Annotated in this window: 21 protein-coding genes, 1 tRNA gene and 1 other RNA gene; 3 read left to right on the forward strand and 20 right to left on the reverse strand. The window is 49.3% G+C overall.

What is annotated here, in order from left to right; translation table 11 throughout:
* A complete protein-coding gene (locus AB4875_RS11335) occupies nt 1-849 on the reverse strand; it encodes an AAA family ATPase (RefSeq protein ID WP_368376165.1) in 849 nt (282 codons plus the stop codon).
* A gap of 211 nt (nt 850-1,060) precedes the next feature.
* On the opposite strand from AB4875_RS11335, the gene cysK reads away from it, so the two are divergent.
* Entirely contained in the window at nt 1,061-2,023 is a 963-nt protein-coding gene (gene cysK, locus AB4875_RS11340) for a cysteine synthase A (protein WP_368376166.1), read from the forward strand.
* A gap of 50 nt (nt 2,024-2,073) precedes the next feature.
* Here cysK and AB4875_RS11345 read toward each other — a convergent pair whose 3' ends face one another.
* From AB4875_RS11345 to gltX, 19 genes are all read right to left on the reverse strand, one after another.
* The gene (locus AB4875_RS11345; RefSeq protein WP_368376167.1) at nt 2,074-2,712 is read right to left on the reverse strand and encodes a protein kinase family protein; all 639 of its coding nucleotides are present in this window, start codon (nt 2,710-2,712) and stop codon (nt 2,074-2,076) included.
* Nucleotides 2,713-2,774: 62 nt separating this feature from the next.
* Nucleotides 2,775-4,388, reverse strand: coding sequence for a serine/threonine-protein kinase (locus tag AB4875_RS11350; RefSeq protein ID WP_368376168.1), 1,614 nt, complete (start codon nt 4,386-4,388; stop codon nt 2,775-2,777).
* On the reverse strand, nt 4,385-5,230 hold the full coding sequence (locus AB4875_RS11355) for an alpha/beta fold hydrolase (protein WP_368376169.1): 846 nt from the start codon (nt 5,228-5,230) through the stop codon (nt 4,385-4,387). Before AB4875_RS11355 ends, AB4875_RS11350 begins: the two co-directional genes overlap by 4 nt.
* Before the next feature lie 58 nt (nt 5,231-5,288).
* On the reverse strand, nt 5,289-6,533 hold the full coding sequence (locus AB4875_RS11360; protein WP_368376170.1) for an autotransporter outer membrane beta-barrel domain-containing protein: 1,245 nt from the start codon (nt 6,531-6,533) through the stop codon (nt 5,289-5,291).
* A gap of 132 nt (nt 6,534-6,665) precedes the next feature.
* Nucleotides 6,666-8,327: a caspase family protein gene (locus AB4875_RS11365; RefSeq protein WP_368376171.1), complete on the reverse strand. Its 1,662-nt coding sequence runs from the start codon at nt 8,325-8,327 to the stop codon at nt 6,666-6,668.
* An 84-nt stretch (nt 8,328-8,411) separates the two neighbouring features.
* Nucleotides 8,412-9,230 carry an FHA domain-containing protein gene (locus AB4875_RS11370; RefSeq protein WP_368376172.1) on the reverse strand — a complete coding sequence of 273 codons (819 nt, stop codon included), beginning with the start codon at nt 9,228-9,230 and terminating at the stop codon, nt 8,412-8,414.
* 160 nt (nt 9,231-9,390) lie between these two features.
* Entirely contained in the window at nt 9,391-9,795 is a 405-nt protein-coding gene (locus AB4875_RS11375) for a hypothetical protein (RefSeq protein WP_368376173.1), read from the reverse strand.
* 2 nt (nt 9,796-9,797) lie between these two features.
* Nucleotides 9,798-10,250, reverse strand: a complete 453-nt coding sequence (locus AB4875_RS11380) for a YcgN family cysteine cluster protein (protein WP_368376174.1) — start codon at nt 10,248-10,250, stop codon at nt 9,798-9,800.
* Between the two features lie 8 nt (nt 10,251-10,258).
* On the reverse strand, nt 10,259-10,537 hold the full coding sequence (locus tag AB4875_RS11385; protein ID WP_368376175.1) for a YcgL domain-containing protein: 279 nt from the start codon (nt 10,535-10,537) through the stop codon (nt 10,259-10,261).
* Nucleotides 10,534-11,652, reverse strand: coding sequence for a ribonuclease D (gene rnd / locus AB4875_RS11390; RefSeq protein WP_368376176.1), 1,119 nt, complete (start codon nt 11,650-11,652; stop codon nt 10,534-10,536). The genes AB4875_RS11385 and rnd overlap by 4 nt, the downstream gene beginning before the upstream one ends.
* Entirely contained in the window at nt 11,645-12,244 is a 600-nt protein-coding gene (gene recR / locus AB4875_RS11395; protein ID WP_368376177.1) for a recombination mediator RecR, read from the reverse strand. Before recR ends, rnd begins: the two co-directional genes overlap by 8 nt.
* Nucleotides 12,245-12,246: 2 nt before the next feature.
* Nucleotides 12,247-12,570, reverse strand: a complete 324-nt coding sequence (locus tag AB4875_RS11400) for a YbaB/EbfC family nucleoid-associated protein (protein WP_368376178.1) — start codon at nt 12,568-12,570, stop codon at nt 12,247-12,249.
* Between the two features lie 12 nt (nt 12,571-12,582).
* Nucleotides 12,583-14,490 carry a DNA polymerase III subunit gamma/tau gene (gene dnaX / locus AB4875_RS11405; protein WP_368376179.1) on the reverse strand — a complete coding sequence of 636 codons (1,908 nt, stop codon included), beginning with the start codon at nt 14,488-14,490 and terminating at the stop codon, nt 12,583-12,585.
* A gap of 114 nt (nt 14,491-14,604) precedes the next feature.
* Nucleotides 14,605-14,701, reverse strand: an RNA gene (gene ffs / locus AB4875_RS11410) — signal recognition particle sRNA small type.
* Between the two features lie 115 nt (nt 14,702-14,816).
* Nucleotides 14,817-15,413, reverse strand: coding sequence for a DUF4136 domain-containing protein (locus AB4875_RS11415; protein ID WP_368376180.1), 597 nt, complete (start codon nt 15,411-15,413; stop codon nt 14,817-14,819).
* 36 nt (nt 15,414-15,449) lie between these two features.
* Entirely contained in the window at nt 15,450-16,847 is a 1,398-nt protein-coding gene (locus AB4875_RS11420) for a DegQ family serine endoprotease (protein WP_368376181.1), read from the reverse strand.
* 94 nt (nt 16,848-16,941) lie between these two features.
* On the reverse strand, nt 16,942-17,220 hold the full coding sequence (locus tag AB4875_RS11425) for a polyhydroxyalkanoic acid system family protein (protein ID WP_368376182.1): 279 nt from the start codon (nt 17,218-17,220) through the stop codon (nt 16,942-16,944).
* Nucleotides 17,221-17,391: 171 nt separating this feature from the next.
* Nucleotides 17,392-17,467, reverse strand: a tRNA-Ala gene (locus tag AB4875_RS11430).
* Between the two features lie 137 nt (nt 17,468-17,604).
* On the reverse strand, nt 17,605-19,092 hold the full coding sequence (gltX, locus tag AB4875_RS11435; RefSeq protein WP_368376183.1) for a glutamate--tRNA ligase: 1,488 nt from the start codon (nt 19,090-19,092) through the stop codon (nt 17,605-17,607).
* A 132-nt stretch (nt 19,093-19,224) separates the two neighbouring features.
* Here gltX and dusA point away from each other — a divergent pair, with 132 nt between their 5' ends.
* Together dusA and tal are read left to right on the forward strand one after the other, a co-directional pair.
* A complete protein-coding gene (dusA, locus tag AB4875_RS11440; protein ID WP_368376184.1) occupies nt 19,225-20,244 on the forward strand; it encodes a tRNA dihydrouridine(20/20a) synthase DusA in 1,020 nt (339 codons plus the stop codon).
* Nucleotides 20,237-21,187: a transaldolase gene (gene tal / locus AB4875_RS11445; RefSeq protein WP_368376185.1), complete on the forward strand. Its 951-nt coding sequence runs from the start codon at nt 20,237-20,239 to the stop codon at nt 21,185-21,187. The genes dusA and tal overlap by 8 nt, the downstream gene beginning before the upstream one ends.
* Nucleotide 21,188: the final 1 nt, after the last annotated feature.

Here is a 21,188-nt window from a genome sequence, read left to right on the forward strand (position 1 = left end):
TTAGCCGCGACTCTCACGGCGATGCATAAAGGCTAAGCGCTCTAGCAAGTGAACATCCTGCTCATTCTTTAACAGCGCGCCGTATAGCGGCGGAATGGCCTTACTCGCATCGCGGTTCTTTAAAATTTCGTCAGGAATTTCATCAGCCATCAGTAATTTCAACCAATCGATGAGTTCAGAAGTAGATGGTTTTTTCTTAAGACCCGGAATTTGACGGATTTCAAAAAACATTTCCATCGCCTCGGCAACCAACTTTTTGGAAATCTCCGGATAATGCACCGCAATAATTTTTTGCATAGTTTCGCGGTCTGGAAAGGTAATAAAATGGAAGAAGCAGCGACGCAAAAACGCATCCGGCAGCTCTTTTTCATTGTTACTGGTGATAATAATAATGGGCCGTTTTTTGGCTTTTACTGTTTCCCCCGTTTCATAAACAAAAAATTCCATACGATCAAGCTCTACCAGCAAGTCGTTGGGGAACTCGATGTCCGCCTTATCTATTTCATCAATCAGCAATACAACTTGCTCATCGGCCGCAAATGCTTCCCAAAGCTTGCCACGCTTGATGTAATTACCAATATCATTAACTTTTTCATTGCCGAGCTGCGAATCACGCAGACGCGAAACTGCGTCGTATTCATAGAGGCCCTGCTGCGCCTTTGTCGTGGATTTGATATGCCACTGGATCAAAGTCTTACCTAAAGAGGCTGCAACCTCCTCTGCTAGCAGAGTCTTACCGGTGCCAGGCTCGCCCTTAATCAACAAGGGGCGCTGCAAAACCACCGCAGCGTTAACTGCCATGCTCAAGTCATCGGTAGAAACATAAGAATCGGTGCCGGTAAATTTCATTGATTTTTCCTGGTAAAAATGTCGCACTGTTTACAAAACAAACTGCGAAGTTTAAAAAGACTGCGCGGAAGACTACCCAAGCTGGCATTATAAGGCAATTACAAATCAGGCCAGTAATATTTGACTTGAAAACATAGATATGACGATTTCAGCCTTACTACCTACCTTGAATGGGCTTAATGAAGCCTGATCAAGCCAGACGGAGACGATAATGTCCGCCACCTTTAATGATCTAAGCCTGACCATTGGCAATACACCACTGGTTAAAATAAACCGAATCAGCAAACACAAGATCTTCGTGAAAATGGAGAGTCGCAACCCGGCAAACAGCGTGAAATGTCGCATTGGCGCCAATATGATTTGGCAGGCTGAGCAGGATGGCCACTTAAAAGCTGGGATGGAAATTGTTGAGCCGACCAGTGGCAACACCGGTATTGCACTCGCCTTTGTTGCCGCAGCACGCGGCTACCCCATCACCCTCACGATGCCAAGCAGCATGAGCATCGAGCGCCGCAAGGTACTTTTGGCGCTCGGCGCAAAACTCATTCTTAGTGATGGTAGCAAAGGAATGAAGGGCGCTATTGCCAGTGCCGAAGCACTCGCGGCCAGCAATCCAGAGCGCTATTTCATGCCTCAGCAGTTTAGCAATCCCGCCAATCCCGCTGTGCACGAGCGCACCACCGGCCCGGAAATATGGCAGGACACCGACGGCGGTATCGACATTCTCATCAGCGGGGTAGGCACCGGCGGCACCCTTTCTGGTATCTCGCGATACATTAAAAACACCTGTGGCAAAGCCATCACCTCCGTAGCTGTCGAGCCCGCCTCCTCCACTCTTATACGCAGTGCGCTCAATGGCAATGAACCTAGCCATGCACCCCATAAAATCCAAGGTATAGGTGCGGGGTTTCTTCCAGAAAATCTTGACTTGAATATGGTTGATATAGCCGAGGCCGTTGGTGATGAAGAAGCGATGCAATGGGCACACAGATTGATGAAAGAGGAAGGTATTTTGGCGGGAATTTCCAGCGGCGCGGCAATGGCGGTCGCTGAGCGTATTGCATCATTACCCGAGAATGCCGGAAAAATGATAGTCGCAATATTGCCCGATTCTGCAGAGCGATACTTAAGCTCCGCGCTATTTGACGGCGCATTCACCGAAATTGAAGCTTAATCCCCGGGGCAGATAAGCACGCCGCCTATCTGCCGCAACCATTGAGTACCCTACTCCATCTTTGCTTCCAAGGACTTTTTGAAGGCCAGGAGCTGGGGATTTTGCTTTAAAGAGTCATATTTCATTAAGTCATCGAGCTGTTTAAGCCCGATTACCCGGCCACTTTCAGTATCAGCCACGGCCATCGCATCCATAATTCTTTCTACTAGGGCATTAAGCTTTTCCATCACATCCTGATTTCTCGGATGCAGGCCGTACGCGCGATCCAAATAGAACAGTGCACCATTGAGATCTGAGAATTTCAAAGCCTGATCAGCCTCGCTCAAATTAGCTATCACCCTCTGCTGCACCTCAGGAGACAGCTGTTCAAAGGGGATGTCTGGTCCAGCTTCCGGCGTGTAAAAGCTCAAGTATCCACCAAACGCTAACACCACAGCTAATAAGGCCAAGCTAAGATGCCTCGCCCGGCGGCCAGTGCCGCTAAACTGCCGATAAAACTGATCCGCATTTTGCCAGCGCATAGTGCGCTCAAAACTCAAAGCTTTTGCAATCGCCTTCCACTGATAACGCGGAATACCTTTAATACGTTTTGCTTGCATTCCGGTGTCGCGCGCAACCGTCGCTTTTTTGCGATCAAAAGGATGCTTCCCGGTAAAAAGCTGATAGGCAATCACCCCAATGGCATACACATCGTCGGCAGGGTCAGGGTCCGCTTAAGCACGCCGCCTATCTGCCGCAACCATTGAGTACCCTACTCCATCTTTGCTTCCAAGGACTTTTTGAAGGCCAGGAGCTGGGGATTTTGCTTTAAAGAGTCATATTTCATTAAGTCATCGAGCTGTTTAAGCCCGATTACCCGGCCACTTTCAGTATCAGCCACGGCCATCGCATCCATAATTCTTTCTACTAGGGCATTAAGCTTTTCCATCACATCCTGATTTCTCGGATGCAGGCCGTACGCGCGATCCAAATAGAACAGTGCACCATTGAGATCTGAGAATTTCAAAGCCTGATCAGCCTCGCTCAAATTAGCTATCACCCTCTGCTGCACCTCAGGAGACAGCTGTTCAAAGGGGATGTCTGGTCCAGCTTCCGGCGTGTAAAAGCTCAAGTATCCACCAAACGCTAACACCACAGCTAATAAGGCCAAGCTAAGATGCCTCGCCCGGCGGCCAGTGCCGCTAAACTGCCGATAAAACTGATCCGCATTTTGCCAGCGCATAGTGCGCTCAAAACTCAAAGCTTTTGCAATCGCCTTCCACTGATAACGCGGAATACCTTTAATACGTTTTGCTTGCATTCCGGTGTCGCGCGCAACCGTCGCTTTTTTGCGATCAAAAGGATGCTTCCCGGTAAAAAGCTGATAGGCAATCACCCCAATGGCATACACATCGTCGGCAGGGTCAGGGTCCGCTCCGGCAAACATATCGCAACTGGCATACGCTGGCGTTAAACCAACCACCTCGTCAATTTCATCCGGCACCGCCCCTTCGACCGAAGCCAAGGCTCTTGCGATACCAAAATCCAAGACTTTTAAAACCCCCTCTTCCGTTACAAAAATATTTTGTGGCTTAACGTCTGAGTGCACAATATTGCGCTGATGGGCATATGCCAAACCCTGACTCAGGGCATTAATATAGGTAGTCGCTTGCTCACGACTACGGGTTTCATCTTTAATAAATACGTCTAATGTCTGACCTTTTAAAGCTTCCATTGTCATAAAGAACACGTCGCCGTCGCGGTCAAAATCATAGACGGTGATGACATTGGGATGAGCTAGCTTCTGAGACTTATCGGTCTCACGCTGCAAGGCGATATAAGATAGCGGGTCTTGTGAAAACTCGCCACTGATCAGTTTTATTGCCACATAGGGGTCGTGGTGACGTGCCTCTATTTTGCGCTGATCTACCGCCAAAAAGACCGCGCCCATGCCCCCTTCACCCAACATCTTTTCTAATCTGAAGCGATCTTTAAGAAGGTCACCAACCTTGAAGCTTGTCCCACCTGCGTAAGCAGGCCCTGCGACAGTATGCTTCGGGTTGTAAACCTTAGTGGCATCATAATTATTCGAGGTGGTAACAACAGTCTCGTCATCGGGTGCTATAGCAGCCCCGCCTACGTGATCGCTCGCAACCGTCGCATCGTCAATCTGAACGGCGGTCTCCGACTCCACATCGTCCAATTCAGTATTGAAAAGACCCTTATCGACGGGGATCGACAGCTCAGTAACATCATCCGCGACCATTGAATCATCACCGCAGGCGAGACTGTCATCGACATTAAACAAAGACTCATCAATTTCAGAATTATCTTCAAGAGGTGACTTTTTACCACCCGCGCGCTTTGTTTTATCACTGTCTGTCATTCCGCTTTACTCCCCATGGGGTTCACATCCCTTTCTAATAACTCAGGCCAGTGTTGTAACCAACAGCAACTATGATCTACAGAATCCAATATTTTATATCGACCGCCGTGCTTGGTGACAAAGCTAAGAGCCTGCTCAGCAGAGACATTCTTATCATCCGCGCCAATATAATGCATAAAATCAATCGTATCAGGATAATCAGCAAGTGACGGGTCTAGAGACTCAGTCAGTGGTAAGTAATTATGCTGTTGAATCCACGCAGTCACGTCGAGATTACCCGCCACAGTAACTACAGAATCGAGATATGGCGCCACGGCCAAGCTAGAATCCGCTGACATTAACATTGCCAAGGTTCCTCCCCCACTGTAGCCGATCAAGGTAACCTTACTAACCTTAAGCTCTTTTAATAAGCTCGATACAGCAGTAGACATGCTTGCCACAACTTCTGCGGAATATCGAGCCGAAGTCCAGTATTTTTCTGCGCAAATACCATCCTCAAACAAGCCCATATAACAGGGCCGACCAAGATACAGGACGTTCTCAGCATCGAGTTTCGCAAGCTCCAATGCCAGTGGCAGCGTTGCTGTTGGGTCCGTCGCTATGTATTGACCAAGTAACCAAGGTGATCCATCACCTTCGATATAAACGTGCAATCGGGGGCTAGTTGGCTTAGCTACCTTTAAATACACAATATGCCGAAAACCATTGCCTATAATCACTCGCCGCTCCAAACCGCCGCGAGCGGCGATGTCATCAATGCGCTGCGCTGGGCTGCTGCAAGATGCAAGGAAAACAAGTGGAACAAACAATAAAAAGCCCGAATACCAGACACTTAATTTCATGTATTCGGGCCAGATTCAATATGTAGGGAAAACAAGCTTTTACTCTAATGTTAGCAGCTTAAGGAAGCTCATAACGAACCCCGATTGTTGCGGTGAACTTAGTTAAATAGTCGTGATAAAAGAGGCGCTCATAAACAACATACGCAGCGAGACCCTGACTAAATTGCGCAGATGTTCCAACGGATACTGCCACGGTACTGGAATCTGGATCGTCCGCTTGATCAGCAAAACTGCTAATTGCACTTTTATCGGAATCATTCAGATTTTGACCGTTGCTTTTATAACCGTCGCTACCATCAGAAATTAACTCGACACGCACCGACGGTAGTAAAACGCCCCAATTCATTAGCACCGGATGATCTGCCTGAAGCGATAAGGCTAATATTGCTGAATCAATATCCTGGCTATTCACGCTGCGCACGACCCCGAACCCTGAAGCAGACTGCTCCTGATAAGCGTCGACATCACCGTTCAGCAATAATACCCGTGCTTGTGGGGTAACACGCCAGCCCCCATAATTCCCCTCAAAACCAATAGACAGGTCGCCGTACCAATAGCCACCATCCGTTGACGCTCGAAAACCATCAACGGGTGTAGTCCGATTAACATCTATATCTAGAGAACCGTAGGCGATTAAGCCCGCGACAAAGGTATTGCCCCAATATTTAGCACCATGAATACCAAGGGTGGTTGATGACACATCACTGCCACCGTCGCCGGTATCTAGCTCACTATCACCATCGGAGCCACTAATAGACGCGCCGAAAAAAGTGCTGTCGTCTAGTCGATAGTCGAAGCCCAAGGTCACGGAATTCACCCTTTGCTCATAACCACCGCTGCGCGACGTTGCATGCCGATCACGATTGGAATAATCAGTGAAACCGAATAAGGAAAATCGACTACCATCGAGCATGGCGTTATCTGCACCGGCTGCGCCACCAAGCGCCTTCTTCTTACCCTTGACCCCCTTGTCGCGGTTAGCACGTGAGTCGTTTATTTTTGTCAGCAATGTCATTGCAAATTCTTGCGCCTGCATCCCAGAGGATTCGCCGACTGTCGCACCACAGGGGTCTGAATACTGGGTTTCCGAAAAAAAACTCTCGGTGGCCCGAAGCACTCCCCCTTCAGTAGCCAAAGTATCTTGACCGCCGGATCCAGTGGAACCGGTGGGCGGAATCTCCCCACCAGTATTGTCCACACCTCCCGTGGGCGGAGTCTCCCCACCAGTATTGTCACCACCTCCTGTCGGCGTGACACTGCTATTACATTCTTCAGCAGAAAATGCAGTGGATGGAAGAAGCACTAAACAACTAAGGGCTAATGCGCTCGACGCTAATCTATTTATAATTTTTCTGTTCACGATAAAAGTTCTCAATAAGTATTAATTAAAGTAGAGAAAAACACGCACTCGATACAAGACTGAGTGAGCACATTACTAATTGCCTTTCGATTTAGAAATAAAGAAGAAGTCGCCTACCTCGTGCCCAGCACCCTTGATTATTTTATAAACCGGTTCCTGAACAAAATTATTCAAGGCAGCCTGATGTATAACGGGCTCTTTTATTTGAGCGTATAAGTCAGGGGCTGATATCAAGCCAGTATTGGAACGCAATGCCTTGATAAGCTCTCGGGCAAACACCGAATGGCCGTCGCCGCCTTCGTCAATAACAGGCTTGTCGCCACCGGAAGACATAAGTAAACGCGACTTTCGGGGTAATTTATATTTTACGTATTCCGGATTGTCCGACTCTCTGCCCTTGCCGAGAAACAACTGATCAGGCGCCGACGACAATAGACCGCCGTAACACGAGTCCGCGATGACCAATATCCGCTTTGCCTGAAGACGCCCTAGATGATTACTCACAAATTCATTAGAAACCCAATACGCGTCATTTGGCGGTGCATCTGCATTAACGGGTAACCAGTACCCAGTGTCGCGATCACCGACATTCACCATACTGCCATGGCCAGCATAATAAATGAGCAAATTATCATTTTCGGTCAAGACACTGTGCAACTCGTTAATCGCCTGCATCACCGTCAAACGGTCGGAATTCAACAATAATTGCACCTGAAAACCATACTGCTTCTCGAGAATCTGACCAATTTCTTTCGCATCGTTAAGCGGAGTTTCCAAGTCATCAAGCATTGCATAGTCACGATTACCGATTACCAATGCGTAATAACGACCAAAATCCATATCACCGACTTTAATGCCGTCTGCCCTAATCGGCACCTGCGCCTGTGAGGGCAGACTCACTGCAGGGGTGCGCAACCTAGGAATAGTCGAAAGCCGGCGCTCAACACTTGCGCGATCATCGTTGACTGACTTCAACAGCTGTTGCAATGTGGCAAGCTCAGCAGCTGGACTGGCTTCAGACGCGCTAGAGCTGGCTACTTTGGCTGTGCTCAATTGCTTTTTAAGTGACACCATTTGTTTATCGAGCAAGGCCATTTGCTGGTCTTTTACTTTGATTTGCGCGGCTAGCTCTGCACGTAAATCCTGTTGCTCGCGCTGCGCAGTTTCCTGATAAATTAAGCTATCCTCTGGCATACCCCAAGCCTGACGGTAATAATTTATAGCTTGCAAGCGATCTTTTTGAACACCAAGCCCCTGTTCGTAAAGGGTGCCCAAATTAAATAAGGCGCTTTTATTGCCCTGCTCAGCGGCTTTTTTGTACCAAAAAATGGCAACTTCGTAATTGGGGTCAGTACCTAGGCCTTTCTCAAAAATTTCACCGACTGAAAGTTGTGCCTCGGCATCGCCCTGTTCTGCAGAGGGCAGCCACACCTTCAATGCTGTTTTGTAATCTGCGCGATCATAGGCGACATACTCACCACCGCGAATTCTGCAATCCGCAGCCGTTGTTTTTATTGGCCGACGGGGCGACATATACGCCATGTTGCCAAGCTTTCGGAGCTGGCCGGGCAGCAAACAATCCACAATCTGCAAGCCGGCAACCACATCCTCAGAGCTAGCAGGAATTGTATTAGCCTCATTGCCCGGTGTGTTGGAACAAGCTGACAGCGCGATCAAGGCGACTACTGCGCGAAATCCAAGCCACCAACGCCGATGACTAACCGTTTGAATTTTCATGCCTGACTCCGCTGATTTCATCAATACTGCGCCCATCGCCACCTAAAACCCATCGGGCCAAGGTCTATCTTTTACAAAAAATTATTATGCTTGCGATAATTTACGAAACACTAGATCGACTCGCCCAAGACTAACCACACTTTGATCGCTTAATACCACAGAAGAGCAAGCCTCTTCATTTATTCGCAGACCATTTGTAGATCCAATATCCTCAAGACTCCACTCACCGGCATTGAATTTCAGCTTAGCGTGTTGCAGCGAAATACTTGGGTGATCCACCCGAATCTTGACATCAGGTCCCCGGCCAATGGTCCAAAAAGCTTCGTTCTTTTTAGCAGAAACACCATACACCAGTGGCCGTGTTTTATTGGTATAGAATACTAGCACAACGTCTGGATTAAGCTGCTTTGCGGTGATTGTTCGCTTTATTACCTGATCCACTACTTCTTTACTATAGGTGGTGCTCTGCTTGGAGACATTAGTCCAACCTGGAGGTAGCTGGTAGGATTGATGAAAGGAGGTCAAATCGCCGTCGGGTTCGTCGTCTATCATGACGGAGCCCCCCACTGAAGACTCTTTTTTAGGCAGACGCGAAGCAACAATTGTGCGCCCGCCATCAGCAGTACTTTTCAGGTAGTAGGCAGTTTCACCAAATTTAATCACGTCGCCCACCTTAACCTTAGTAGGGCGCGTTATTTGGCGATTATTGACAGAGGTGCCGTTGGTGGATTTTAGATCCTCTAAAATCCACTCATCGTCAATCAAACTTAACTTGGCGTGGCGCCTGGATAGCAGATCTCTAGCAATAGTTATATCGTTGCCGCCATCGCGGCCAATAACTGCCGGAAAGGCCGTGATGAGATACGAGTCATCATCGTCTACGCTTACCAGTTCCAGATCCATCGACATCCCTAAGACGCGGTTACAACGTCGGTATTCTCAGTTCAAACCACTGCAGCATGAACCGTCGCAGCCTTATTTTTTTAATAATTTAAGATTTATCGGCAAAGTATAGCTAATCTACGGCGATTTGAAAGTAATCACCCATATCCTGCTTCAAGTACTACTCCAAACCGATATCCGGCTCGGTGCGCGCACTAGCAGCGCCGCCTTTGGGTTTCGCTTTTTTAGGGCTGTCGCCACCACCACTGAAAACATAGGCCAGCAACACGCCCACCACCAACGCCAATATTTGAGATGCACCGATGGTCACTAATATCGGCACTGCGGCCTCTACCCCGTCAGTTAAGAGTGTTAATACCGCCGCGCCTGCCGACGGCACCCACAATTCAGGCATATCTGGGTGGCGAACCGGTAAAAACAAAAACACAACGCCCGCGGTCATCAACCAAAACCTCAATACTCTTACCGGAAAACGCCGCAACAGTAAGCACCAAATCACACCGGCTAGTGCGCCAACACCGAGGTATACCTGCCAAGCAAGCCGGTAATCATTCAGGTCAATCATGTCTACTCCACCCAATAAATAATACGATCTTCATAATCAGCATTTTTGAGATCATCTTCACTAATACAGCGATCTTTTATCGATATACCCGCCTCATGAACGCTATTCACGTCACCAGAAATCAAGGGGTGCCAATCTTCTAAAGGGCGACCCTCGGCCAATACGCGATAGGCGCAACTATTAGGTAGCCAATACATCTCAGCGGGATCGCTGTGTCTTAGGGAAACGCAATCCGGCACTAAGCTTCTGCGCGCACTGTAATCACTGCAACGACACAAGGTAGTATCTAGCAACCGACAGGCTACATCGGTGTAATAGACCTCGCCGTTGTCGTGGTCCTCTAGCTTGTGAAGGCAGCATTTACCACAGCCATCACACACCGACTCCCACTCCTCGACTGACATCTCCGCCAAGGTCTTGCGCTCCCAAAATGGGCGTCGAACAATATCAGCCATATTTCAATTCAGTCGTCCGTTTCTGGAACAACTCGGGGATCCAAGCGTTCCGGTTGCGGTGGCAATTGAAGATAAAACCCATTTTCGGCTATTTCTTGCATTACCTTTACGACATCTGCGCGCGCGAGCTTTCTGTCGGCATGTAATACCAAGGTCATAGAGCGCGCCGGCGTGCCAAAGCGCGCCAGTAAGTCGTCGGGAACCCGACTAAGATCCTCCTCATGATCCACGTATAAGTACATGCCTTCATTGCGAGCACTGCGGTAAACCGCGCAAATACGCTTCATGCTTTCATCTCATTTAGCGAAATTAACTTATCGCCAATCAATGCCTTGCGCCACGTTGATAACGCAGTGGGTAACGACCCTGTGCGAATGATCTCTTCAATATCACGCTTCTTAACAAACACTTCTGCGGCGACACCAAGTTCATTCGCCGCTTGCTCGGCTACCGCCTTCATTTGCTTATAGTGCTGGGTTTGGCTCGATGTCAGCGGCTTAGGCGCTGGCGGTGGCAATACACTGTCGTCCCCTGCGAGACCCTCAGCAACCAAGCCCATTATCGTGTCACCGTAGCGTCGCACACTACCTGGGGAGACTTCTTTAATTCGACCTAGCTGACTACTATCAGCCGGGGCATGTCGCGCAATTTCAAAGCACGCAGCATCTTTCAACACCCGGCCTCGGGGAATATTGCGGGCGCGCGCCTCAGTTTCCCGCCAGGCACACAATATTTGTAAAATGTATTGCTGACGACCACTGAGCTTCCATAGCGACTTTATTCGCTGATAGTACTCAGTAACGATCAAGGGCTTCTCCGCCTGCTTAGTAATAAGCTCACAATCCTCATGCCACCATGCCAGAGCGCCCTTTTCCTCTAAGCGCTGACACAATATCGGGTAAATTCGCTGCAAATACAGCACATCCAATGCTGCATATACGCACTGACTTTCACTCAAGGGGCGTCGTAGCCAATCAGACCGGGTTTCGCCTTTTTCAACGTGAATTCCCAAGCAATCCATAACCAGCTTTTGGTAGCTCAAGCCCGCGCCCATGCCAGCCAATGCAGCGCCGATTTGGGTGTCGAGCAAGGGCTGCGGAATACATTGAAATAAGACCTGGAATACTTCCAGGTCTTCGCTACAGGAATGAATAACCTTGGGTAAATCACTGCGCCGTAGCAAGGCGGTGAAGGCGGACCAATCGCTTATCGGCAGAGGATCGATTAAATAGAGCTCACTATTTGCCCCAACCTGCAATAAACCGGCTATCGGGTAGAAGGTGTCAGTGCGAATAAACTCAGTATCAATAGCCAAAAATGGCGCTATGGCCCAACGTTCGCAAGCGGCGACTAGTGCCGCGTCGGTATCAATATAAACTCGGGATTCAACAGAATCAGTCAATGGGACGACGTCCTTTAAGTGCATGTGCCAGCGTACCGCTGTCCACGTATTCCAATTCGCCACCCAGCGGCACACCGTGGGCAATACGACTCACGGCAATCCCTCGGCTGCGCATTTGCTCGGTAATATAGTAAGCGGTTGCCTCACCTTCAACCGTAGGGTTGGTCGCCAGTATCAGCTCACTAATAGCTAGTTCTGCGCTTCGTTCTAGCAGACGATCAATGCCAATTTCTGCGGGGCCGATACCGTCGATGGGAGATAAATGCCCCATCAACACAAAGTACAGACCCTTGTAATCACCACTGTGTTCAAACGCAAGCACATCAGCCGGTGACTCTACGACACAAATTGTTTGCTGATCTCGGCGCTGATCAGCGCAAATATGGCACTGCGCATTTTCCGTTAAGGTCCGGCAGCTATTGCAGTGACCAACATGTTCTGCGGCCTTACTCAAAGCAGCAGCCAAGCGCGCAGCGCCTGGACGGTTACGCTCCAACAACTGGAAGGTCATACGCTGTGCGGACTTAGCACCTACACCGGGCAAACAGCGCAGCGCATCAATTAAGTCGTCTATTAGTGGGCTATAACTCATAATTAGAATGGCATCTTGAAGCCATCGGGCATACCTAACCCGGACATCATTCCACCCATCTGATCTTGGTTGTTTTTTTCAACTTTGCGAACCGCATCATTTACTGCTGCAGCTAACAGGTCTTCTAGCATTTCCTTGTCTTCAGACATCACGCTAGGGTCAATGACCACCCGGCGGACGTCGTGACGCCCCGTCATCATGACTTTTACCAAGCCCGCACCAGATTCACCCTGCACTTCAACATTGGCAAGTTCAGCCTGGGCCTTCTGCATTTTTTCCTGCATCTCAGCGGCTTTTTTCATTAATTCATTCAAGTCTGGTTTCATATCTATATCTCACTAATCAACAAGGCGCACTGACTCTTCATCGAGCACACCATCAAATTCTTCGATTATACGCTTTACATGGAAATCGCTTCGCAAAGCGTTTCTGGCCACGACTAAGCGCTCATCTAAGCAACGCTGTTTATAGGCAGCAGGCGTTTCGTGCGGAGTATCACCGATATCAACCGTAACCTTAAGTGCTTCGCCAAAATATTCTGACAGCAACTCACCTAAGCGCTCGACATTGCGATCACTGAGAAAGGCAGTGTTCTCAGCATTTACAGTAAATGAAACGTGATCAGCGGATATGGCTGCAATTTGACAGAGCCCCGCTAAACTTCCCAACATCCCCGGCAAAGGGAATACGTCAAATTGCTCACGCCAAACCGTCTCGTTTAAGTCAGTAAAAGCGATTTTCTCAGTGGCCAACTCGGGCCTGGAAGTAATGGCTTCTTCACGCGCTTCATTACTCTCCGCAGACGGCTCACCCAAATTACTGATAGGTTCAGCCGCGCCAACCTCAGTTTGAGGCAAAACCGCAGACCTTGCTACGTCATCAGCCACCTGAGCGGCCATCCCAACAGCCTCGTTTGGAATAGGTGGCGAAGATGATGGCGATATAACGTGATCTTGAGCCCGATCATCTTGTAGCTCAGCAAGCGGCTCTCGAGACCGAAGATTTACATCTAAATCAGGCGCTGAGGCGCTCGATACGTCAGCAACGCTCGTCGACGCTTCTTGCGCCGAATCAAGCGTCTGCGGCTTTTTTACCGAAGTAGCGGCCTCCGCCACTGCCGCCACCGGTTTAGGTAAAATTTTACGAGGTCCGTCAATTACGCCCTGGGGCTTAAACGCTAGCATTCTCAACAACAGCATTTCAAGACCCGCGCGGGGGTCAGGTGCCAAGCCCATATCCCGCCGCCCAGAGAGCCCAATTTGATAGTAAAACTGCACATCTTCTGCTGTAAGCTTGCCAGCTAACCCTATGATTTTAGAGCGATCACCCAGACTATTATCCAAGCCATCGGGTACCGTTTGCGCGACCGCCAAGCGATGCATAACCACCAGTAACTCACTAATAACGCCGGCGAAATCAGCCCCCATTTCGGCAAGATCAGCCACCACAGCTAACAGCGCGGCACCATCACTCACCGCCAAAGCCTCTATTAGACGATAGACAGAATTATGGTCAATGGTTCCCAACATCTGACGTACATCTGCCTCGCCCAACTTGCCGGAACCAAAGGCGATCGCCTGATCCGTCAAACTCAGCGCGTCGCGCATACTGCCGTCAGCCGCGCGACCCAACAGCCAGAGTGACGACTCGTCAAACTGCACCATTTCGTGCGCGAGCACTGTCTTTAAGTAATCGACAATGCGCTCTGGTGTGAGATTTTTTAAATTGAATTGCAAACAACGAGATAAAATCGTCGCCGGTAGTTTTTGCGGGTCAGTTGTTGCTAGCAAAAACTTGACGTGTGCAGGCGGCTCTTCCAAGGTTTTCAGCAGCGCATTAAAACTACTGCTACTGAGCATATGCACCTCATCGATGAGGTACACCTTATAGCGGCCATGGGTAGGCATATATTGGACGTTATCGAGTATTTCCCGGGTGTCTTCTACCTTTGTGCGTGAAGCTGCATCGACCTCGAGCAAGTCAACAAACCTACCCTCACTAATCGCGACGCAGGCATTGCACTGCCCACAGGGCTCGGAACTTACACCCACTTCGCAGTTTAGGCACTTGGCCAGAATACGAGCAATGGTCGTTTTACCCACACCGCGGGTGCCGGTAAACAAATAGGCGTGATGAAGACGATCATGATCAAGTGCATTCACTAATGCCTTTAATACATGATTTTGACCGGCCATTTCACGGAAGGTTTTTGGGCGCCATTTCCGCGCCAATACCTGATAGCTCATTAAACAATTCCTGACATGCAAGCGGCAAGGATACACCAGCCCAGCAAGGACATAAACCAATGATACAGCAGGAAAATTAAGAAACGGAAAGGATCAATCAAGACTTGGTGGCGGCCCAACCAGCCACACCCCGGCACACGAGTTGATAACTACCGTTGCTCCCTTCCGGGCCTGGCGGAGTTTGCTATCTATCGTTGCGAGGGGACCGGAAGGACCACCGTAGAAAGCGCGCTAAAGCACTGCCTTAACGCGGGCGCTATTGTCGGTTAAAGCCCTGCTATATGCAAGCGGCACCAAGCCGAAAACGCTGAAAATAGCGAATAATATCAAGGGCTCGAAGCAAGCCTAGGTGGGAACTCAGCTAATATGGCAGACACCGTCTCCAGCACATATAAGCGCCGCTCTTCAGGGGTCTCCAAAGTCGGCATCGCACGCTTAGTGATTCCCCGCCACAGCAGTCTTTTAGTGTTCGGATCAATAATATCGATCATCAAGGTGCTCTCTTTGTAGTTACGCACCCAAAGGTCATTATCGTAAAATTGACTGTGACCGAAATAACCAAAGCCGGGACGATATCCGCAGCGATAGCAAGGATAGTAACCAAATTGGGTATGCCAAGAACCAAAATTATCAATCGCAATTTTGTCCTCTTGACCTAATTGATAGGTCACTAGCACTGAGGCTTTCGCAGCGTCTGCCGCGCGGGCCAGCCCCTTGGCCGTAAACTGAGCGTCAACCGCATCGACAACGCGCTCACGAACCAAATCGTTATCAACTTCAGTATTCATCGGCTTAGCTGGTAATAACCATGCATAACTAGAAACCTTACTAAAGTCGAAGTCCTGCGAATAATCGGTGGATACCGGCACACCGCTGCAGGCCGTCAATATCATCACACAAAACGCTAAGCCTATTTTTTTCATTACCGCTCCTCAACTGTTCAAAAACAAGACCTTTAGCTAGGACTGCAATACTATCCAGAGCGCCATCTGACCACGCACAACCCTAAGTAAGACCCGGCCTTTACTCGCGGCAACGGCCTCACCAAACTGCTTAACATCAGCCACTCGCCGCTGATTTACAGACACAATTAAGTCACCGGGCACCAACTTCCCCGCCGCGTCAGCGTCACTCGCCACCTCAGCAACTACCACCCCCTTGTCAGCGTCACGTAGCGTGACTCCCTTCAATAAATCACTGACGACGCCAACACTGGCCGCCACCGCAGGAGTAGGCTCAACGGGGCCTAGCTTTGCTCGAAACGCCTTACGCTTGCCGTCGCGAAACACAGTCACCTTGATACGATCACCAACCTGCTTTAGACCAATCGCGTTGCGCAGCTGTGCAGAGCCGGAAATATCCTTGCCATCCACATCAATAACCACATCACCCACCTTTAAACCGGCTTTTTCGGCGGCAGAGCCGCTCTGAACCTCGGCAATTACCGCGCCTCGCTGGTGCTTATCCATATTGAACGCGGCGGCCAGCTCGGGCGTTAAATCCTGAATGACAACTCCAAGCCGCCCTCGACGGACTTCACCGTGCTCGATAATCTGATCAATACTGACTTTTGCCATATTAATGGGTATGGCAAATCCGATCCCAACATTGCCGCCTGCTGGAGCCAAAATGGCGGTATTCACCCCAACCAAATGACCACGCAGATTGACTAAAGCGCCCCCGGAATTACCCGGGTTTATTGAGGCATCGGTTTGTATGAAATTTTCATAACCCTCTATACCCAAGCCACTGCGGCCAAGGGCGCTGACAATACCGGTTGTCACAGTTTGGCCCAAACCAAAGGGGTTGCCGATGGCCACAACATAATCGCCAACCTCTAAATTGTCGGAATCAGCTAATTTTACGCTGTGTAAATTATCAGCCTCTATCTTAAGCACCGCAATATCCACATCGGGATCAGAACCCACTAATGCCGCGGTATAGCTCCGGCCATCCTCCATACCAACCGTAATTTCGTCTGCCCCATCAATAACATGATGGTTGGTTAGTACAATCCCGTTTTTGGCGTCGATAATCACACCGGAGCCGGCACTTTGAGTACGCCGCTGCTGCGGCTGTTGCATCTGATCGTCTGGAACGTTAAAAAACCGTCGAAAAAACGGATCATTAAGCAAAGGGCTTTGGCTTACTGTACGCGTGGTATAGGTCGAAATATTAACAACCGCAGGATTGACCGATTTAAGCATAGGAGCAAGACTGGGAAGCGGCCTTCCCTCGCCGTCTTCTTGAGGGAAAAATGCCAAGCTACCCTGTGCAAGGGTGGCAAAAAACCAAAAAACCAAGGTTTGAAGTAAAAAATAGCGCGATCTACGCAGTGACTGCAGCTCATTAGTCATATTTCACTAAGACTCCCAATAGTCGAAACTGTGACCGTTAGAGCCCACGCACATCCAAAAATTCCACAAAATCGGGATTTGTTACGCAGTTTTCTCAGGCAAGTTTTTCAGCCATTGAACGGGATATTTCTCGGTGAATTATCGCTTTAAATGCGCTCATCATTATCCCCAGTTTAATATCGACTCTAACGTCATAGTCACCGAGGGTTATACGTCCAGTAATCCCTGAACGCGCCACCTCTACTTCGTTTGTACTGAGCCAGCGCGAGGTCAATTGATAACGCTCTTCAAGCTTGGCAGACATCTGCCCAATTAAATCGCGAAGTTCTTCCGGGCTTTTATTATGAGTTTGGCGAATAGAAATTTTCGACACTGATTAATCACTCTATCAAGGAAAAGCAGCAATTTATTGAACATACATTATGGCAGCGAATGGCTTACTTGCACAATTATCGTGCGCAACCAAAGGAGGAATCGTTATTGACGACCTTTCAAACCGAAGTGCAGGCAAAAAAAAACCGCAATTAAGCGGTTTTTAAAACTTTGGTGGAGCTAGGCGGGATCGAACCGCCGACCTCTTGCATGCCATGCAAGCGCTCTCCCAGCTGAGCTATAGCCCCAAAGTGGAGGCTGCGCATCTTACGGTCAGCCCCATAACTTGTCAACACGCATACTTAAATTCAAGGTATTTTTCTGCCCTCAGCGATAAAAAGGCTGTCGTACGGAGCCTCCTTAAAGAAAACTGCCCCAGCTAATTTCACTGATCTAAGGCCTGGTACTGCTTCTCTAATTTCTTCAACCGCTTTTTACCCACGCCGCCCAGCACCTCAATGGCGTGTCTAAGGCGCGCTCGGCTCATATCCGGGCCCAGCACCTCCATAGAATCAACAACCGAGATCGACGACGTGGTTCCCGCAATCGCAACAAACAGTGGCGGCATAAAGTCCTTTAACTTGATGCCAAGACCGTCGGCGAGCGACTTCACCTCAGCAAAGATACTATCGCGCTGCCAATCATTTAAGGACTCCAAACGCCACGCCGCACACTGCAGCAAAGTAACTAAGTCCTCCTCACTCAAGCTAGATGCGGCAAAGCTGGCAGGCGTCAGCGGTAACATACCCGCCAAAAAGAACGACGCTAAGGGCGCCATATCGCTAAACACTTCGATACGCGACTGTATATGAGGCAACATTTTCAGCAGCATGTCGCGATTTAGCGCCCACTCCTGCATGCGATCTGCAAGCTGCTCTAAACTACAATCCTCGCGCAACCACAAGCCGTTCAGCCAACGGAGTTTTTCAACGTCAAATATCGGCCCACCCAAGCTCACTCGGGTGATATCAAAATTATCGATCATCGCCTGCAGACTGAATTTCTCACTCTCATCGGGCATAGACCAGCCCATGCGGCCTAGGTAATTCAGCACAGCTTCTGGCAAAAAGCCCATACGCTGGTAATACCAAATACTAGTCGGGTTTTTGCGCTTGCTGAGCTTACTTTTATCTGGGTTTCTCAGCAGTGGCAGATGGCAAAGCACTGGCATTTCCCAGTCAAAATACTGATAGAGAAGCTTGTGTTTGGGCGCAGAGTTTATCCACTCCTCACCACGCAACACATGGGTAATCCCCATCAGGTGATCATCAACCACATTGGCCAAGTGATAGGTTGGCAAACCATCGGATTTGAGCAGAATCTGGGCATCTACCTGACCCCATTCCAGCTCTATTTTTCCCCGCAACATATCGTCAATTTCACAGCGACCATCTTCTTCGGGAACATGCATACGAATCACGTAAGCATCGCCCGCCGCTTCCCGACGCGCATGCTCGGCATCATCCAATTTAAGATCTGAGTATTTCAGCGCAGAATGCCCACCCGCCTCTCGGCGCCCTTCGCGCAGCGCATTTAGCTCCTCTGCGGTTCGGTAGCAGCGAAAAGCATGGCCAGCCGCAATTAACTGATCACAATGATCTTTATAAATTTCACTGCGTTCACTTTGACGATAGGGACCGTGAGCGCCACCAACATCAGGACCCTCTGCCCACTCCAGGCCCAACCAGCGCAGAGAATCCAATATCGCCTGTTCAGACTCCGGCGTAGAGCGCTGTTGGTCGGTATCTTCGATACGCAACACAAACTCGCCACCTTGGCTTTTAGCAAAACAATAATTGAACAATGCAATATAAGCGGTGCCAACGTGTGGGTCGCCAGTGGGCGAAGGAGCAATGCGAGTACGAACAGTCATGGAGTGTTTATTACCATTTGAATACAATAGACATTTAGCCCCGCACAGAATTACGCACGTGGGCCAATCTTGCTAACATTATACGTGCCGAAAGCGGCAATATTCACCCACCGCAGAGGTATTTAGCGGCAGATGCACAAAAAATTAATTAATCGCCGGTTTTGCGTTGCACCAATGCTCGACTGGTCAGACCGTCACTGCCGAGTTTTTTGGCGCCAACTCACCACAGAAGCCGTGCTTTACACCGAGATGATAACCACCGGCGCACTCATTCACGGCGACGCCGAACGCCATCTCAATTTTAGTGATATCGAGCACCCCGTGGCATTGCAACTCGGGGGCAGCGACACCGAGGCATTGGCACATTCAGTAAGCCTTGCGGAAAAATGGGGCTACGACGAGGTTAACTTAAACTGCGGCTGCCCCTCAGATCGGGTTCAAAATGGTTTTTTTGGCGCTTGCCTAATGTCGCGACCATCTCTGGTTGCCGATTGTGTGAAGGCAATGAAGGATGTCACCGCACTTCCCATTACGGTAAAGCACCGCATTGGAATAGATGAGCAAGAAGGTTACGGCCCCTTACAAGATTTTGTGGCTGCCATCGCTGAGGCTGGCACCGACGCCATCATCGTTCACGCTCGCAAAGCGTGGCTGCAGGGGCTAAGCCCTAAAGAAAATCGGGAAGTTCCACCTCTGAATTACGACCTGGTGTATCAACTAAAACGGGATTTCCCCGATCTCGAAATCATCATCAACGGAGGCATACAAACGCTAGAGGACGCCAGCTCGCAATTGTCATACGTGGATGGCATCATGATGGGCCGTAGCGCTTACCAAACCCCGTACATTCTCGGCAATGTAGATTCACAGTTTTACGGTAAAGATCATCAGATCACTTCCCGAGGCGAAATTATCCGCGGACTGTTTCCCTACATTGAAATGGAATTGTCAAAAGGCACCCGCCTCAACCATATAACTAGACATATGCTAGGTGTATTTAACGGTGAACCCGGTGGGCGTTTATTTAGACGTTATATCAGCGAACACGCTCATCGCCCAAATGCAGGCATTGAGGTATTGGAACACGCCTTACAGCTTACCGAACAAGCCATGCTGACCATGATCGGAAAAAGGACTGTTATTAATGAGTAATAAGTTAGATCAACTAAAACAATTTACCGATGTGGTTGCCGATACTGGCGACATTGAAGCAATACGCCGCTTTTCACCCCAAGATGCCACTACCAATCCATCATTGATTCTCAAAGCCGCTGAGCTACCTCAGTACCAAGCGCTTATCAAAGGTCTAATTGAAGCACAAAGTAAAGGTCAGCGAGATGCTCAGTGGTTGCAGAGAGCAGCGACCCAACTAGCCGTCGAAATTGGCGCCGAAATTTGTCATTTAGTGCCCGGCAAAGTATCTACCGAAGTGGACGCACGGCTTTCATTTAACACCGACGCAATGGTTGCCGAAGGCCGCTATATTACCGAGCTTTACCAACAAAAAGGCATAGGAAAAGATCGCCTACTCATCAAGATTGCCTCTACCTGGGAAGGTATTCAAGCTGCAAAAATATTGGAAAAAGAAGGCATCGAGTGCAATCTGACACTACTTTTTAGCCTTATTCAAGCGGCGGCATGCGCCGACGCTGGTGCCACGCTAATCTCACCGTTTGTAGGCCGCATTTTAGATTGGCATGTCGCGCGCGGGCTGAAACCAAACACCGCCAACGATGATCCCGGCGTACAATCTGTTATCGCCATCTATAGCTATTACAAGCAGCACGGCTATAAAACCATTGTGATGGGCGCGAGCTTTCGCAATATTGGAGAAATTGAGGCTTTATCGGGTTGCGACCGCTTAACAATAAGCCCCGCACTGCTAGCCGAGTTGAGTGAAGACCAAGAAATGCTAGTGCGCCAACTTCGCCCTGATATGCATTTTAGCAGCCACGACAAGCTAGAACTCAACGAGTCAGCATTTCGCTGGGCACTCAATGAAGACGCAATGGCAAGCGAAAAGCTCGCCGAGGGTATTCGCGCCTTTGCCGCTGACCAAGTTAAACTAGAAGCCTTACTTAGCGAGTGGAACTAAG

The sequence above is a fragment of the Zhongshania sp. R06B22 genome (assembly GCF_040892595.1).
In the GTDB taxonomy this organism is placed as follows: Bacteria; Pseudomonadota; Gammaproteobacteria; order Pseudomonadales; family Spongiibacteraceae; genus Spongiibacter; species Spongiibacter arctica.